This is a genomic window from Winogradskyella sp. R77965 (assembly GCF_044594915.1).
Classification (GTDB): Bacteria; Bacteroidota; Bacteroidia; order Flavobacteriales; family Flavobacteriaceae; genus Winogradskyella.
Map to the genome: position 1 here is coordinate 2877786 of NZ_CP138990.1, position 17646 is coordinate 2895431.

The 17646-nt window shown below is 33.1% G+C and carries 16 protein-coding genes; 8 read left to right on the forward strand and 8 right to left on the reverse strand.

The genetic code is table 11. The features are described 5' to 3' along the window. Positions 1-40 precede the first annotated feature (40 nt). Positions 41-1357: an adenosylhomocysteinase gene (gene ahcY / locus SJY34_RS12900; RefSeq protein WP_400076267.1), complete on the forward strand. Its 1317-nt coding sequence runs from the start codon at positions 41-43 to the stop codon at positions 1355-1357. Between the two features lie 105 nt (positions 1358-1462). On the opposite strand, the gene SJY34_RS12905 is transcribed toward ahcY, so the two are convergent. Together SJY34_RS12905 and SJY34_RS12910 are read right to left on the reverse strand one after the other, a co-directional pair. Then, complete coding sequence (locus tag SJY34_RS12905; protein ID WP_400076268.1) at positions 1463-1942, reverse strand: hypothetical protein; 480 nt, start codon at positions 1940-1942, stop codon at positions 1463-1465. 27 nt (positions 1943-1969) lie between these two features. Continuing rightward, positions 1970-2248, reverse strand: coding sequence for a hypothetical protein (locus tag SJY34_RS12910; protein ID WP_400076270.1), 279 nt, complete (start codon positions 2246-2248; stop codon positions 1970-1972). Between the two features lie 43 nt (positions 2249-2291). On the opposite strand from SJY34_RS12910, the gene SJY34_RS12915 reads away from it, so the two are divergent. Further along, on the forward strand, positions 2292-3434 hold the full coding sequence (locus SJY34_RS12915; RefSeq protein ID WP_400076271.1) for a methionine aminotransferase: 1143 nt from the start codon (positions 2292-2294) through the stop codon (positions 3432-3434). A gap of 62 nt (positions 3435-3496) precedes the next feature. Beyond that, positions 3497-3985 carry a hypothetical protein gene (locus tag SJY34_RS12920; RefSeq protein ID WP_400076273.1) on the forward strand — a complete coding sequence of 163 codons (489 nt, stop codon included), beginning with the start codon at positions 3497-3499 and terminating at the stop codon, positions 3983-3985. A 57-nt stretch (positions 3986-4042) separates the two neighbouring features. On the opposite strand, the gene SJY34_RS12925 is transcribed toward SJY34_RS12920, so the two are convergent. Next, positions 4043-5209: a serine hydrolase domain-containing protein gene (locus tag SJY34_RS12925; RefSeq protein ID WP_400076275.1), complete on the reverse strand. Its 1167-nt coding sequence runs from the start codon at positions 5207-5209 to the stop codon at positions 4043-4045. A gap of 74 nt (positions 5210-5283) precedes the next feature. On the opposite strand from SJY34_RS12925, the gene SJY34_RS12930 reads away from it, so the two are divergent. Further along, positions 5284-6066, forward strand: coding sequence for an amidohydrolase (locus SJY34_RS12930; protein ID WP_400076277.1), 783 nt, complete (start codon positions 5284-5286; stop codon positions 6064-6066). Here the strand turns inward: SJY34_RS12930 and SJY34_RS12935 are convergent. Then, positions 6050-7660 (reverse strand): Ig-like domain-containing protein, encoded by a 1611-nt coding sequence (locus SJY34_RS12935; protein WP_400076279.1) that lies wholly within the window; start codon positions 7658-7660, stop codon positions 6050-6052. The two genes, SJY34_RS12930 and SJY34_RS12935, sit on opposite strands and share 17 nt — an antisense overlap. Positions 7661-7716: 56 nt before the next feature. Beyond that, complete coding sequence (locus SJY34_RS12940) at positions 7717-8376, reverse strand: ComF family protein (RefSeq protein WP_400076280.1); 660 nt, start codon at positions 8374-8376, stop codon at positions 7717-7719. An 88-nt stretch (positions 8377-8464) separates the two neighbouring features. On the opposite strand from SJY34_RS12940, the gene SJY34_RS12945 reads away from it, so the two are divergent. Then, positions 8465-9349: a hypothetical protein gene (locus tag SJY34_RS12945; protein ID WP_400076282.1), complete on the forward strand. Its 885-nt coding sequence runs from the start codon at positions 8465-8467 to the stop codon at positions 9347-9349. Between the two features lie 62 nt (positions 9350-9411). Next, a complete protein-coding gene (locus SJY34_RS12950; RefSeq protein ID WP_400076284.1) occupies positions 9412-10956 on the forward strand; it encodes a glycine--tRNA ligase in 1545 nt (514 codons plus the stop codon). 70 nt (positions 10957-11026) lie between these two features. Here the strand turns inward: SJY34_RS12950 and SJY34_RS12955 are convergent, their stop codons facing one another. From SJY34_RS12955 to SJY34_RS12965, 3 genes are all read right to left on the reverse strand, one after another. After that, positions 11027-11563 (reverse strand): DUF3575 domain-containing protein, encoded by a 537-nt coding sequence (locus tag SJY34_RS12955; protein ID WP_400076286.1) that lies wholly within the window; start codon positions 11561-11563, stop codon positions 11027-11029. Positions 11564-11586: 23 nt separating this feature from the next. After that, positions 11587-12168, reverse strand: coding sequence for a hypothetical protein (locus SJY34_RS12960; RefSeq protein WP_400076288.1), 582 nt, complete (start codon positions 12166-12168; stop codon positions 11587-11589). Positions 12169-12267: 99 nt separating this feature from the next. Next, positions 12268-15693 (reverse strand): hypothetical protein, encoded by a 3426-nt coding sequence (locus SJY34_RS12965; RefSeq protein ID WP_400076290.1) that lies wholly within the window; start codon positions 15691-15693, stop codon positions 12268-12270. A gap of 112 nt (positions 15694-15805) precedes the next feature. Between SJY34_RS12965 and SJY34_RS12970 the strand changes: the two genes are divergently transcribed. Continuing rightward, the gene (locus SJY34_RS12970) at positions 15806-16567 is read left to right on the forward strand and encodes an exodeoxyribonuclease III (RefSeq protein WP_400076292.1); all 762 of its coding nucleotides are present in this window, start codon (positions 15806-15808) and stop codon (positions 16565-16567) included. Between the two features lie 22 nt (positions 16568-16589). Next, positions 16590-17549, forward strand: a complete 960-nt coding sequence (locus SJY34_RS12975) for an OmpA family protein (protein ID WP_400076294.1) — start codon at positions 16590-16592, stop codon at positions 17547-17549. The last annotated feature ends 97 nt before the right edge of the window (positions 17550-17646 follow it).

A 17646-nucleotide genomic window follows, 5' to 3' on the forward strand; every position in this document is an offset into this window, starting at 1 on the left:
CAAAGGTGTTTCATAATATAAAAACAAAGAAGAAAAGAATATGAGTACAAAAACAATTGCTTACGTACCAAATAAGGTAAAAGATATGTCGCTTGCGGCTTGGGGAAGAAAAGAGATTGAATTAGCCGAAGCAGAAATGCCAGGTCTAATGAGTCTTAGAGAAGAATATAAAAATGAGCAACCTTTAAAAGGTGCACGTATTGCTGGATGTCTGCATATGACCATACAAACAGCAGTTTTAATAGAAACTTTGCAAGCCTTGGGTGCTGAGGTTACTTGGAGTTCTTGTAATATCTTTTCTACTCAAGATCAAGCAGCTGCTGCCATTGCAGATGCAGGTACAGCAGTTTATGCTTGGAAAGACATGACAGAAGAAGAATTTGATTGGTGTATAGAACAAACTTTATTTTTTGGAGAAGATCGCAAGCCATTAAACATGATTTTAGATGATGGTGGTGATTTAACCAATATGGTTTTAGATAAATATCCTCATTTAGCTGAAGGCATTAATGGTTTATCTGAAGAAACTACAACGGGTGTCCACAGACTTTACGAGCGTGTAAAAAATGGAACATTACCAATGCCAGCAATCAACGTCAATGATTCGGTAACTAAATCTAAATTTGACAATAAATATGGTTGTAAAGAATCTGCGGTAGATGCAATTCGTAGAGCAACAGATATTATGTTAGCAGGCAAACGTGTAACCGTTTGTGGTTATGGTGATGTTGGTAAAGGAACTGCGGCTTCTTTTAAAGGTGCAGGAAGTATTGTAACGGTTACTGAAATTGATCCTATCTGTGCTTTACAGGCTGCAATGGACGGTTTTGAAGTAAAGAAATTAGAAACTGTTGTTGGTAACTCTGATATTGTTATTACTACGACAGGAAATAAAGACATTGTTAGAGCTGAGCATTTTGAAGCTATGAAGGATAAAACCATAGTGTGTAATATTGGTCACTTTGATAATGAAATACAAATGGCTTGGTTGAACGAAAACCACGGCAATACTAAAGATACCATTAAGCCACAGGTTGATAAATACACTGTTGATGGAAAAGACATCATTATCTTAGCTGAAGGTCGTTTAGTCAACTTAGGTTGTGCAACTGGCCATCCAAGTTTTGTAATGAGTAACTCATTTACTAACCAAACCTTAGCACAGATAGAACTTTGGAAAAATGCTGATGCATACGGAAACGATGTCTATATGTTACCAAAGCATTTAGATGAAAAAGTAGCAAAATTACACTTAGAAAAAATTGGTGTTGAGCTTACTGAATTAGCAGAATACCAAGCTGATTATATTGGTGTTAAAGTTGAAGGCCCTTATAAGCCTGAACATTATCGCTATTAATATCATTCCTGCAACGGCAGGAATTTTATAAATTGAAACTAATATTATAAATTAACCCTCGCAGTCCCGATAACTATCGGGACGTGAGGGTTTTTATGCCTTCGATCAATTAACGGGAATACTCAAATGTTCTTTAAAAATCCAACGCTTTATCAATTTATGATTCGTTGTAATCTCTGCAAAAACATAAATATTAGAACCAAAACAAAGCGAGGTTTCTGCTAATTCTATCACAACTTTATCATCACAATAACTGGAGTGTAAAAAGTATAGTTCTTTATCTTTTATGAGAACATAACCAACATGATTATCGAGTCCAACGAAGTAAATCCCATCAGAATAGACTTTATTTACTTTATTTTTTAACTCTGTATATGTAAGATTTGAGTAAATTTTAAGTTCAGATTTAGCATGTAAAAGTTTAGCTTCATCTAAACCAGCAGCTTGTGCCATTTTATAGCGATTTAGATTAAATCCTAAACGTTTTAGAGTAGTAGAAACAAAATAACTACATGCAATTTCTCCATCATTAGGTATATTAGTATGGCCGTTAAAATCCCATTTGGTTTCATACCAATGAGGCACAATATCATTTAGTAATTTAGAGTAGATTTATTTTGATGCGCTATCAATAGCTTTGGTTTTATTTGAGTTATATAAATCTTTAAAATAGTTTTGGTCAGTTTTAATTTTATTGGTGATGGTTGTGTAATTACCTTTTGGTTTGAAGTTAATGTTCAATTTCAACGAATCTATTTCTAATTCTTTGGTCGCTTCTATTTTCACCTTTTCTTTATTAGTTTCAATTTTAATTGAAACGATTTCCTTTTCTTTTTCCGATTGACAATCAAAGGCTAGAAGAAGTAATAAGAGAACAGTAATTTTTGACATATAAGCTAAACGAAATCTCAACAGATTTAGTATCTTTCAAGTTATGCAACACCAATCTAAATTGCCAAATGTTGGCACTACAATTTTCACAGTAATGAGTGCTTTAGCTAATGAGTATAATGCACTGAACTTATCGCAAGGTTTCCCAAATTATCCGAGTTCTCAAAAGCTAAATGATTTGGTCACTGCAGCTATGAACAATGGTTACAACCAATATGCACCAATGGCTGGAAATTTAGATTTGCGTTTAGTCATTTCTAATAAATATGAGTTACTCTACAACTCTACCTACCATCCTGAAAAAGAAATCACAGTTACAGCTGGTGCAACTCAAGCAATTTATAATATTGTTTCAGCTTTTGTGAGACCAAACGACGAGGTTATTATTTTTAAACCAGCTTACGATTGTTACGAACCAGCTGTTGAAATTAATGGAGGAAAAGCAATTACGATTCAATTGTCTGCACCAGATTATAAAGTAAATTGGGAAGAAGTCGCTTCAAAAATAACGAGCAAAACCAAGATGATTATGATTAACTCACCTCATAATCCTAGTGGAACGATTTGGTCTGCGGCTGATATGTTACAACTTCAAAAGTTAACCAAAGACACTAATATCATCGTATTGAGTGATGAGGTATATGAGCATATAATTTTTGATGAAGAACAACATCAAAGTGTATGTCTATTTAAAGATTTAAAACAACGCAGTTTTATAACGGCTTCTTTTGGAAAGACATTTCACAATACAGGTTGGAAAGTTGGGTATTGTTGTGCACCAGAATACCTAATGTCTGAGTTCAGAAAAGTACATCAGTTTAATGTGTTTTCTGTAAATCATCCTGCTCAAAAAGGGATTGCAGATTACATGCAAGATGCGGAAACCTATTTAGGATTGAATTCATTTTTTCAGCAAAAACGTGATTTATTTCTAAGTTTAATTTCAGAATCTAGATTTAAGTTCAAACCCTCAAAGGGTACTTATTTTCAGGTTCTAGATTATTCTGAAATCACAGATGAATACGATTTAGATTATGCAAAGCGATTGACAAAGGAATTTAATATTGCTTCAATTCCGCTTTCCGTTTTTAATGAAAAAGGGAAAGATGATAAGGTACTTCGCTTTTGTTTTGCTAAAACTGACGAAACTTTGATTAAAGCTTCAGAAATTTTATGCAAAATTTAAGCCTTTATAAGTTACTTTTTGTAAATTCCTGTGTCTTATAGAAGAACATAAAAATTAAAAATATGAAATATTACATTATACTTTTATTCTTGGCATTTTCGTTAACATCATTTGCTCAAAAGGTTGAGAAAGATGGAAAAACATATGAAGTGAAAAAAGAAAAAATCTTCTTAGAGGGAGAAGATGTAACAGAAACGCTAAATCTTGAAGAAAAAATGGCCATTTTGAAAGAGGCAGCTGCCATTTCAGAAAAGTTAAAAATGGCCGATAAAGCTGAAAAAGAAGCCGAAAAGCTCGAAAAAGAGGCAAAAAAAGCTGAAAAGGCTCAAAAAAAGGCAGAAAAAGCGCAAAAGAAAGCTGAAAAGGAATTAAAGAAGAACGAGAAACTTCAAAAGAACTTTGAAAAAGCTCAAGGAAATCTTGAAAAGACCCAAAAGAAATACGAAAAGCTAAAAAAGAAAGGGAAATTATCTCCTGAAGATGAAAAGAAATATCTTGAAAAGCTTGAAAAACTGACTGAAAAGTTAGAAAAAGCAAAAAGCAAAATATAACCAATAAGTCGTTCGCTGAACGCTATTTTATTGTGCCATAAAGAAACTTAGAGACCGCTAATTGGTCTCTAACGCTTTTGTAAATGTTTGCATAAACGCTTCAATTTTTGAAGGCTCTAACCAACGTGTAACAATGACTATGTTTTGCGCCTTATCTATGATTATAAAATTACCTCCAAAACCAGCTGCATAATAGATATCCTCTGATACGTTTTCCCAATGCCTTGGTCCTTTTTTGTTTAACCACCACATGTAGCCATAATTTACATTTGGGGTGGAGGGGGTTGTCGCTTTTTTAATCCAGTCTTTGCTAATTATTGTTTCGTCTTTCCATTGGCCGTCATTCAGAAATAAGAGACCAAACCTTGCCATGTCTTCGGTAGAAATGAACAGACCAGCTCCAGAGTGTCCTCCACCTGTTACTGATTTCATTTTTAAACCATCTATGGTCGCCCACGCATTATCGTAACCAAACCATCTCCAAGTAGTTGAAGCTCCAATCTTGTCCATGAGATTTTCTTTAAGAACTTGCGGTAATGGTTTTCTCCATACTTGTAATGAGGAATATGCTAGCACATTAACTCGCACATCGTTGTATTCCATAAATGTTCCTGGTTCCTTCAGTTTTCTGTTTTTCCAATCATCTAAACCACCATTTCTTGGCGGACGGTCGGCCCAATCTTTTCCTCCCCAAATTTCTCCGGACCAATCAGAATTTTGTTGTAATAAATGTTCCCAAGTGATTTTAGAATTATGCTCACCGTCAAAAGTACCATCCCAAACATAATCTACAACTTTGTCGGTTTCGGATGATATTAGGCCTTCATCTACAGCTAAGCCTACAGTAGTAGATAAAAAGCTTTTTGTAACACTAAATGTCATATCGACACGCTTTGTGTCTCCCCATTTTGCAATGACGTAGCCGTCCTTTAATATCATTCCTGCAGGTCCACCTCTTTTCTTTGTTGGTCCTAAAATGTCATGAAAAGGTTCGCGTTCAAAACCTTTTAATATGGCGATTCTTAAATCTCTTGAGCCTGAATATTCATTGGCTTTAGCAAAATCTACGGCTTCATTTAATTTTATAGAATCAATGTTAAAAACGGTTGAAGACTTAGTTTCCCAATCAGCATTGCGTTCTGGAAAATAACTGATTTGTGCATTTAAGTTGTAACCAACAATTATGGTGAGGAATATAATTATAGTTAGTTTTTGATTCTTCATAAAGTGTTTCAAAATTTTAAGCTTTAAAATACATATTTAATTTCAATTACATTTTATTATTGTAATTTTAATCTATGCAAAATCAACTCAAAGTCGCTTTAATACAGGCCAACTTAGTTTGGGAAAACCCGAATGAAAATAGACGTTTACTAAACAACAAGGTCGATGCTATAAAAGATGGTGTTGATATAATTATTTTACCAGAAATGTTCACCTCTGGTTTTACGATCAATGCTTCTGAAGTTGCTGAAACCATGGATGGTGAAACTATTTCTTGGCTTAAGACCAAAACTAAAGAAAAGAATGCTGTGATTATCGGCAGTTTAGTGATTTCTGAAGACAATAATTATTACAATCGATTAGTATGTGTTGAACCTTCAGGACAGATTACGCACTACGATAAGCGACATACATTTACTCTAGCTGGAGAGCACAAAGTTTATACAGCAGGTAATGAAAAAGTAATTATCAATTATAAAGGTTGGGAAATCTGCCCGCTTATTTGCTATGATTTGCGCTTTCCGGTTTGGGCTAGAAATGTGGAGAGTTATGACCTTTTACTCTATGTTGCTAATTGGCCTAAAGTAAGAGTTAACGCTTGGGATGCGCTTTTAAAAGCAAGAGCTATTGAGAATATGGCTTATTGTATTGGTGTGAATAGAGTAGGACTAGATGGTAATAATCACGAATATTCGGGACACTCTGCTGCTTATGATGTCTTGGGACATAGGATAGATTCTACTCCTGAGAATAAAGAAGCCACTGAAATTGTTGTTTTAGAGAAAGATCATATCAAAAAATATCGTGAAAAGCTTAATTTTTTAAGTGATAGAGATGATTTTAATCTAGTAGAATAAATTCAATAATCTGATCAAAATTAGATCGTGTTTCATCAATTAGAGGTGAATAACTAACACGCTCAGGTTGGATGCCTAGAAGATAATTTCCTGTATCATATTTGCCATTTCCATTAGTATCATATATAACACGCAAAGCATATTGTCTAGGTGATAAATCGGTAAAATCTACTACAGGAGATTCAGTTGCATATTTTTCATATAAAACAACACCTCTGTCATTGACTAATTGAACAATTAATGGAAGTTGAGCATTCCTCAGATTAACTCTTATATTACCATATTCCGATTTCATTTTTGTTCTAAAAGAATAATTTAGAGTGTCTTTATTACTGCCTTCATAGAAATCAGTGAAAGTCTCTGGTAACATAGTGAAGAGATATTTTTGACCTTCTTGTTTGTCTAAAAGCAATTTGTATCGGTTAAAAATAGAATCATATTCTACTTTAAACGGAATAAATAATGAATCCTTGTCAATCAGTTTAATTTTTGAGGTGTCAATTTTGGTAAATGGAATATTGCCTTGAAGTGTAAAATCTTGGTCAAAATTTAATGTACCTTTTGTTATAGCTGATATTTCAAGTGAATCTGCTTTCAGTGCTCTAAAACGGTGTTTAAAGGTGTCAATGTATTTTTCATTAGTAACTATGAAGAAAGTAGTGTCAATTTCAAATTTTGGCTTATACCAATAGTGTAGTGTATCTTTTTCAGCGTCTTTTACAATACGAGTGTCATAACCTTCTGGTGTTTCTCCTAAAACCTTAATCCGCATAGATTTATAATCACCTTCATATGGGAAAATGATTTTGGTTTCACCATCTTGTTTTGGTTTTACAGCTTTAAAATTTACCTCTTCATTAAATAAGGTCAGTTTGTAAGATGAGTCTGTTGGTACGGTAATAAATTCTTTTTTAAACCCTATTTTGTCTTCTTTTTGGTCAAACTTATAATTACTGTTTTTGTCCTTTAAAGCGACTAGTTTATACTTTCCAGCTTTAATATTATCAATACTAAAGCTCGTAAGACTGTCTAAAGTATTGGTAATATATCTTGGTTTTTCTTTATAAACGAGGGAGTCTGTGTAGATTGAATCTACCTCGTATAACATTACTGAAACAAATGTATCTGGCTCTTCTAACAAAGCATCTTCTACAAATCCTTTAACAGAAAGCGAATCAATAGTATCTCCTGTAGAAAATACGTATCGGTAGTAAGGATAAGGATTCCCTTCATTATTATCGACTATACTTTCGCCAAAATTAAAGGCATAAGTGGTATTGGCTTCTAAAGTATCCTTTATTTTAATGGAAATGTAATTACTCGCCACGGACATTGGAGTCACAACAGGATCTATATCCATTGGTGGAGAAACAATGAGCTGTTTACGCAGATCTTTTACTTTTACAAGTTCATTGAAATAAATTCTAATCTCATCTCCTTTAAAATTAGTAGAAAAATTTTCAGGTATAGATTGCGTAATAACTGGTGGTTCTATGTCTTTTTCGCCACCATTTGGATTACCACGATTAGCACAACTCGCAACGATAATAGCAATACAAACAAAACTTAAAATTCGCATTAAAGGTAAACGCATCTACATAAAATAATTTAGCACAAAGAAACAATATAATTTAGTTAGAAACGAAAAATTTAATCTGCAATTGCCATCGTAGCAAGACTTAACTTAATATTATCAATTTTTAACAAAACTGAAGCACAGGTTTCTACAGTTGCGCCAGTTGTAATTATATCATCTACCAATAAGATATGTTTTCCTTTTAGAGATTCTTTTTCTGTAATACTGAATATGGCACCATCATCATTCCAACGTGTTAATCGACCTTTAAAAACTTGTGTCTGCGTAGATTTAGTTTTCACTAAAATAGTGTCATTATAGTCTGCTTTTATAGCTTTAGCAATTTCTTTACCAAATTTAGCAACTTGGTTATAGCCTCGTTTTCTCAGCTTTGTTTTATATAGTGGAACAGGAATAACAACATCAATAGCTTTGTATGCATCAATAGTGCTGAGTTCAGATCCTAACCATTTACCCAAAAACCCACTGATTTGCTCATGCCCTCTATATTTTAAATTATGAAGTAATTGTTGCACAATTCCTTTTTTAGAAAAGTGCAGTAGTGCAGTTGCATTTTCTAGTTTCACGCGCCCAAAAACTATTTTTTTAACGGCATCAGAACTATCATTGTGAAAATTAGTAATTGGTAATTGATGTCTGCAAAATATGCATACTACATCTTCATTATCGTTTAAAACATTGTTACATGCTTCGCAGACCTTAGGAAAAAACAAGTTCAACAAGTTTATTATCATTTAATCGATTAAAATAAAATTACACTACAATTAACTTTAATTTCGCATTAAATTAAGAAAATTAATAATGATAGTTAGTCCTCATATATTTAACTACAGATTAATTATAAGTTCTTTATTGGTCGTTTTAACTGTTTTAGGAATATATAGTTTCGCAAACTATAAATCCATTCAATCGTACGAGGAGTTTTTAAAACAAGAAAAATCTTTGATAGAAAATGAACTATCTGAGATGTTGACAAGTTATGACGAACTAAGTGAAGATTATAGTTTTATGGATAGGCAGCTCCTTGAAGCAAAGCTAGAAACGAAGAATGCTTTAGATTCCTTGAAACTGTTAAAAGGTGATTTATCAATCATTACTAAATTTAAAGATCAACTAATAGTTTTAAAATCTAAGAGTAAAGTACTGCTAAGTACTATAGATTCTCTTAATACAGTTAATAGTAAATTAGAGAATGAGAAGCGCTATGCTTTGAATTCCTTAAAAAAGAAAACTGTTGCAATTAACAATTTAGAAGAAACTAATGACTTGCTAAATAAAACTATTCATAATGCAGCAATTTTAAAAGCTGTTAATCTAAATGCACAAGCTTATAAATTAAGGTCAGGTAAAAAAAGATATACAGAAAGGGCTAAACGTGCTAATACCATAGACGTCTGCATTACCTTAACTGAAAATCCTTTAACAGAAAAAGGAAGAAAAGATGTATATGTACAGATTGTGAACCCAGAAGGTAATGTAGTATCAGATAAAGGTGAGGTTGTTTTTGGGAATTCGTCTTTAATTTACAGTAAAAAAGAAGTTGTTAATTACAACAATAAAAATTTAGAAATCTGCACTACGATTAAAGCAGATAAGGAAGATCAACCCTTCGTAAAGGGGTATTATTTTGTCAATGTCTTCCATGAAAACATTAAGCTTGGCAGTACAAGTATAAAATTAAAATAAAGTAACTATATAATTTTTTGAAAACCGCTCTGTTAATCAGAGCGGTTTTTTATTTTTGCAGCATGGCAAACGACGATAAATTCAAAAAAGTAATCTCTCACGCTAAAGAGTATGGTTACGTGTTTCAGAGTAGTGAAATCTACGATGGACTTAGCGCAGTGTACGATTATGCTCAAAACGGAGCGGAACTAAAGAAAAACATACGTGATTATTGGTGGAAAGCCATGGTGCAGATGCATGATAATATAGTAGGTATTGATGCCGCAATATTTATGCATCCAACAACTTGGAAAGCTTCTGGACACGTTGATGCCTTTAACGATCCTCTAATTGATAATAAGGATTCTAAAAAACGCTACAGAGCAGATGTCTTAGTCGAAGATTATTGTGCCAAAATTGAAGCTAAAATAAATAAGGAAATTGCAAAGGCTGAAAAACGCTTTGGAGATGCTTTTAGTAAAGAAGAATTTGTTTCTACAAATGGCAGAGTTCTTGGTTACCAAGAAAAAATTGATACTATTCTTAAGCGTTTAGGGCAATCTTTAGAAAAAGAAGATTTAGCTGATGTAAAAGCATTGATTGAAGAATTGGGAATTGCAGATCCTCTATCTGGAAGTAAAAACTGGACAGACGTAAAGCAATTCAATTTAATGTTTGGCACCAAGTTAGGAGCTTCTGCTGATACAGCAATGGATTTGTACTTACGACCAGAAACAGCGCAAGGTATTTTTGTCAATTTCTTGAATGTTCAGAAAACCGGACGTATGAAAATTCCTTTTGGTATAGCACAAACAGGAAAGGCTTTTAGAAATGAAATTGTGGCAAGGCAATTTATTTTTAGAATGCGTGAGTTTGAACAAATGGAAATGCAGTTTTTTATTAAACCAGGTACTCAGAAAGAATGGTTTGACTATTGGAAGGATACTAGATTGAAGTGGCACAAATCACTTGGTTTAGGTGAAGCGAACTACCGTTTTCATGATCACGAAAAATTAGCGCACTACGCTGATGCTGCTACTGATATTGAGTTTAAGTTTCCATTTGGATTTAAGGAATTAGAAGGAATTCACTCGCGTACAGACTTTGATTTAAAGCAACATGAAGAATACTCAGGAAAAAAATTACAGTATTTTGATCATGAGGTTAATGAGAGCTATACTCCGTATGTGTTAGAAACATCTATTGGTTTAGATCGTATGTTCTTGGCTGTATTTTCAAACTCATTAGTTGAAGAAGAACTAGAAAACAATGCAACTAGAACAGTTTTAAAATTACCAGCAGTTTTAGCGCCGACAAAAGCAGCCATTTTACCTCTTGTAAGAAAAGATGAAGCATTAACATCGATGGCAAAACGTATAGTCGATGATTTAAAATGGGAATTTAATGTTACATATGACGAGAAAGATGCCGTGGGAAGACGTTATAGAAGGCAAGATGCCAACGGAACACCTTTTTGTATTACTGTTGACGGAGAAAGTATTGAAAATAATACAGTTACGATTCGTCACAGAGATACAATGGAACAAAAGCGTGTGAATATTGAAGACTTAAAAGATTTGATTAAAGCAGAAGTTGATGTAAAGCATTGGCTGATGCGAATGAAATAACAACTGAATATTTTAGATAAATTATAAGACCCATGCAAAAGGCTTGGGTCTTATTTATATGTAGTAGTATTTAAAATCTATATCCTACACTAATACCAAATTTGCCTACCAAATCCCAATCGCTTTCTTCATTATTAAATAGGTTTCTTGCAATTCCATAATTCACTTCGCCAAAAAAACCACCATTAGTTATCCATTTTCCACCCAAACCAATACCTAAGGCAAAGTCGGTGACAAAATTCTCATCATCATCTTCAAAAAACAAAATATCTATATCTCGTTCAATACGATTGAGCATTCCAAATCCTTCTAAGAAAAATCCACCCGCATATTTTTTACCAAAATAGTATCTATAATATGGCGACACAAAATATTCAATATCATCTTTTAGTTCTTCATCATAAGCTACAAAAGCGCTAATTCCTATTCCAGAGTAATTATTCAAAAGGTACTCATAACCTACTTCAACGGCACCGACTACTAACATAATAGCATTAATTTTAACTTCATGTTCACCAAACTTTTTTAAATCATCTGTCCCTTCCTCTTGAGCATTAAGATTAAAGACTGAACAAAACATAAGTAGTAATAAAATTATATTTTTCATAAAAAGTTGTTTTATATTAATTTTTAAAATCGATACCCAAAATTAACACCGAACCTAAGCTCGATATTATCTAAATAGTTGGTGTCAAAACTCCCTAAATTTCTTGCAATATCACCATTAAGCGTTAAGGTGAATTTATTATTGAACATCCATTTGTGTCCAATACCAAAGCCTGCAGAAAATCCTCCAACATCGTATTTAAATTGATCTTCAACTGTACTATCTAAAACACTATCATAATAGTAATAATCTCTAACCGTTACCTGACCAGTTCTTAGTTTTATTTGAGGATAAAAGAAAAAACCAGCATGATCTTTTTCTTTTGAAAAATAGACAAGATATGCTGCTTTTACACTAAAAGCAGTACTTTCTTCTATGTAACCAGCATCGTAATATCCATAAGTATCAAAGAAATTAGCACCTATAAAAAGAGATTGATTTTTGTCGAATAGTCGTTCATAATTCACATTTAGAGTTCCAGCAACTACCAAATCTAATAGATTTGTAGAAATTTCGGATTGTTTAGGTAATTCATCTGACGATTCTTGAGCATTCATAGCGAATACCGAAAACAGCATCAATGCTGCAAATAGAGAGTTTTTCATATTGATTGTTAAATTGATTAAAAGATTGTTGCATAATCACAACAATTGTACCACTAAGATGAGAAACCATCAAAAAGGTTGCGTTAAAGAAAACATAAATTAAAAATAAGCCTTTAACTGAACGGTTCCTGTATGGATTGTTTTAGAGGTTTCGGTTTTTCTACCAAAGTAGTTAAGATTTAAATCAAGAAACTTAGTTAATTTTTTCTGTGCCAATAAACTCCATGTAAAGTTTTTTCCTGGTTGTAGACCTTCGAGCATCTGATAAGCCACTGGAGTATTAGCATTACCTTCAAATTCGTTCTGAAAAAAGTTGAATTCGCCTGTCAACGCAATTTTTTGAGCATTGTTGTAAGTGAATGATAAGCCATAATTATTCTGTGCCAATGATTCTAAACTTCCAATAGTATTTTCTTTTGATGTATACTGATAAAAAACATCAAACTGTGCATTTTCGTTAAACAAATAAGATAATTTTGGTTGAAATCTAGTTTCATCAATATTATAATTTCTGTTAGCAAAATTCTCACTTGTACTTTCATCACTTCCTAAGCTGACTAATGCGTTTGCAAGCCAATTAGTTGCAAATTTATGATTGAAATTAAATTGATGATTAGTGAGTATATTTTCTTGGAATCCTATTGATAAAAGATTACGACTTGTATTGGTTAAAAATGTATACGATGCTGTATAGCGTTGTTTCCCTCGGTTGTAAAACAAAACATTACGTACGGAATTGTTTAATGCTAACTGATTTTCTTCGTCGTCTTTAAATGGATTGAGGTTAAAATTATTGCCTTCGCGCTTTATTTTTGTATCTATTAAATACGAGGTTTGATTGTAAAAATGAGAGAAAAACTTTTTGGTTTTATCTTTAGATGTACTCCATTGTTGTGGATTGATGGTCAGTGTTTGGCTTAATCTATTCTGATGTGTTCTTACAAAAACCTGATTGGGTAATAAGACTCTTATAAAACTTCCTTGATCTGCAAATTGAGCTATTTCGAATTCATTGAGCTCTTGTATATTATTTCCATTATAATCTATCCAAGTATAAGCTCCTTGTCCAGCTTCAACTTCAATATATGTAAAATCTTGTTGAGGTAAGGTTCCCGAATTGGTTTCAAAGTTGGTGTTCCAAATGATTAAGTTATTAAAGAGCTTCTGATTAAAACTTAGTCTACTATTTAAGCTTTGCTCATTTTGGGTGGTTTCATCTTCAGCCTTCAAATCTCTATAATTAACAAATAACTGAAGATTGGTGTTCGTATTCTGAATTAATCGTGATTTTAAATAATACGTATCTGAGCTATTCACACGTTCAATGGTATTGTTTCTCAAACTATCATTAAATCGTTTGATGTATCCCACTTCTGCAAATACTTTAGTACTATCGCCAATACCTATGAAAGCTTCGTAAGCATTAAATTTTTGACTTAAAGGAGTTAAAGAATCTGTAGCTATTACCCGTTGCTCATTTTCTTCAGTTGCAAGCTTTACTCCAGCCCATTTCTTATTTTTACCATAAACGATTCTGTTAAAAGACCTCAAAAATGTAGAACGGTTTATAGTGCTTTGATTATTTAAAAAACTGGATTTTGAAAAAATTCTAAAATCACCGAGACGCAAATTAGCAGTGACGTTATGTCTGTAACCATTAAAATTGTCAGAATAATTGAGGTGCTCAAAATTGTAAGAGGCTGTTCCCTTTTTAGAATGTGATAATTGCAAACCAGACGTCAATAATAACTGATTTCCAAAGTTGAAATTTCCTTGATTGTTTTCTGAAGTATCTAAGTTCCAATCACGATTAAATTCTGCTCTATATAATCGTTGAATAGTTCTAAAATCCTTTTGAATAAAATCAGCATCTACTAAGGCTGATAAATTCCAAAGACTATCTGATTGAATCACCTTTTGTTTTACTGTTAACTTCCCTGCAAAACCATCATTATTGTTATCATCTAAACTAGAGAATAAATTTTCATCATTCTTACTGCCAGCCAATTCAAAAAAGATATCTGTTTTTTCAGTGGGTTGATAACGACCATTCAAAACAGCAATTTGTAATCGTTCTGGAGCAATTAATTGCGTAATGGGCTCATAATTACCTTGAGGCACTCCAGCAATTGGGGCAACATATTCAAAAATATTACTTATAGCAGTATCATTACTCAATACATAATTCCCTTGGTTAACACCTACCAGAGTAAAACGCACACTAAATAATTCGTCCTCAGGATCATTTGAGAATACAAAAATTTCCTCGGTGCCAATAAGTTCTTTTCGGTACAGAATTCGATTTTCTGAATACGATTGTGCTGTTGCCGATGGCGCAGCCATCAGAGTCGTATCATCTCCTGCATCTGCTAGAATTTGTGTTTGATCAGTAGACAGATTTTGTTGTAAAGGCTGATTTTTCGCATCGCTTTCAGAATATACAGAGACATTTAAACTTAGTTTTTCAGTGTTATACCTTCCACCTCCAAAAACAGTGAATCGCGAATAGTTTCGCTCACTAAACTGATAATCTACTGTAATTCGCATTTCGGAAGTAATAGGAAAAGTAGAATTAAAAATTAGTTCACCAGCATTATAATCAATGATATAATCATTGTTTTCGCCACGTTCTAATGGCACTCCGTTGACGTAAACCGTTTCACTACCAGAAACAATAAGCACAAACAATTCGTTATTTGGTCCACGAAGTTTGTATGGACCTTGGTTTCCTTCTTGCGCTGTAAATTGCGTCGTAGTCCATTGGCCTCTCACCAAAGCTCCGGAGGCAAAAACTGAGGTCTTATCGCTTAAGTTCGCATTAACCAATAAACCTTGTACGCGCTTAGAAAAATTGGCGAAATAGCTGTTTGTATTCACCAAGTCTATATCACCTGCGCGTATATTCCAATCATCACTAAATAGTTCTATAAATACTTGGTCAAATTCATCGAGGCGTTGCGAATAGCCACTTTCTTGGAGTGGTATATTTGCATCTTGTATAGAAGCCCTAAGCGACACTTTATCACTCAATTTTCCGGAAATCTGCAAATCTAATTCACTATTCAACACTGAATTTTGGTTATTACCAATGGTAACACCTCTCGAGATACTGCCAGAAGTCGTTAAACCATCAAAAGGTGTAAACGTATTGCGTTTATTGGTGTTTTCGAGCCTATATAGTTGCTGAAAGTCAGAAGGTCTATCCACAATAACCTTATCATCTAATTGTTTGTAAACTTGAGTAATAAACTTTGGGTAACGCAAATATTCTATTTGAATCGTATCTAAATCCATAGGTTGTTTAAACTTCAATAATGCCTTAGCAAAATCTATAGAGTATAATGCTGAATCTAAAACTTTATTGTTTTTAGTTTTTACTACGAATTTTGAAGGGTTGATACTAACAGAATCAATAAGAATTGAGTCTTTCACTGCGATACGTTTCTTAATATAATTCGTAGAATTCTCTTGGGAAAAACCCAAAATAGAACTTAGAATTAAAAGAAAAAGTAGCGTATTCTTCATGTAGAATAATAACTGTTTTGAGCCTGAAATATTTTATCGTTAAAAGCAGTATAAAAATATAGGGTAAAAGTACAGTATTATTTAATTTAGCGGTTAATCAGAAAATAACGAAATGAAAATAGTATCATACAATGTCAACGGTATAAGAGCAGCGATAAACAAAGGATTTATTGATTGGTTAAAAGCTACTGATCCCGATGTTATTTGTCTGCAAGAAATTAAGGCTATGGAAGACCAGCTCGATCTCGATTTGTTTACAGATGCTGGTTATAAATTCAATTATTGGTTTAGTGCACAGAAAAAAGGGTATAGTGGAGTTGCACTTTTGTGCAAAAAAGAACCTAATCATATAGAATTTGGTACAGGAATAGAGTCTATGGATTTTGAAGGTAGAAATATTAGAGCAGATTATGATGGAGTTTCCGTTATGAGCATGTATTTACCATCTGGAACTAATGACGCAAGATTGGCACATAAATTTGAATATATGGACTTAATTCATGATTATTTGAATAACCTACAAAAAGAAAAGCCCAATTTAGTGGTATGTGGTGATTATAATATTTGTCATGAAGCCATTGATATTCACAACCCAAAAATGAAAGGTGTTTCGGGTTTTTTGCCCGAAGAACGTGAATGGTTAGGTAATTTTATTGATAGTGGATTTACAGATAGTTTTAGGTATTTGCATCCAGAACGCCAAGAATATTCATGGTGGAGTTATAGAGCTAATGCCAGAGCAAATAATAAGGGATGGCGATTAGATTATGCTATGGTTAGTAAACCTTTACAAGAAAAAATAAAACGAAGCGTTATACTCACTGAAGCAGTTCATAGCGATCATTGTCCTATTTTACTAGAATTAGATTTGTAAATTTATAATCAATATAAAAAACATGATTAAAAAACTTTTATTATTAGCACTTACTCTTACGTTATCCACCTCTTGTGTGTCCAAAAAAATATATACAGACCTTGAGGATAAATATGCAGAGTTAATAAAGGAAAATCGTATCTTAAATGATGATATGCAATCGCTATCCAAGAGCAATACTAAACTTTCAAATGATTTAGATCAATTACAATCAACTTATGCTAAAGCTATAGCTGATAGAGATAAATTACAAAGTGATTATAATGCCGCCAAATCAAATCTTGAAACACTGAAAGCGTCCTATAAAGCTTTAGAAGAAAATAGTTCTGCATCTATTGCTGCGAATTCTAAGAAAAACAGAGAGTTATTAGCGCAACTAGAAGCAAAAGAGCAAGCATTAGCAACGGAAAGTGAGCGTTTAAATACGTTAAAGAAAGAATTAGAAAGTCGTTCAAAACGTGTAGCTGAGTTAGAAAATGTAATAGCAAGTAAAGATGCTGCAATGCGCCAACTAAAAGACGCAATCTCCAAAGCATTAACTAATTTTGAGGGGAAAGGGCTAACCGTTGAGCAACGCAATGGTAAGGTTTATATTTCTATGGAAAATAAGTTGTTGTTCGAATCTGGAAGTTGGTATGTTGGAGCACAAGGAAAGCAAGCGGTTAAACAATTAGGCGATGTTTTGGCTGAAAATCCTGAGATATCAGTTTTAATTGAAGGTCATACAGATAATGTACCTTACAAAGGCAATGAGCAACTCAGCGGTAATTGGGATTTATCTGCAAAGCGTGCAACCGCAATTGTAAATATTCTAAGAGAAAATAATGCTATTAACCCGGAAAATTTAACAGCTGCAGGTCGTGGTGAATTTGCACCAATTGCGTCTAATGCTACCACAGAAGGAAAAGCAAAAAATAGACGAATCGAAGTAATTTTAACACCAAAATTAGATGAGATTTCTAAGTTGTTGAATGAGATATAACAAATTCCTGCGTAGGCAGGAATCTCATCAATTAAAGACTTAACATATATTTAGACCTTTTGAGTTTTATAAAGCTGAAAGGTCTTCTTATTTTTGT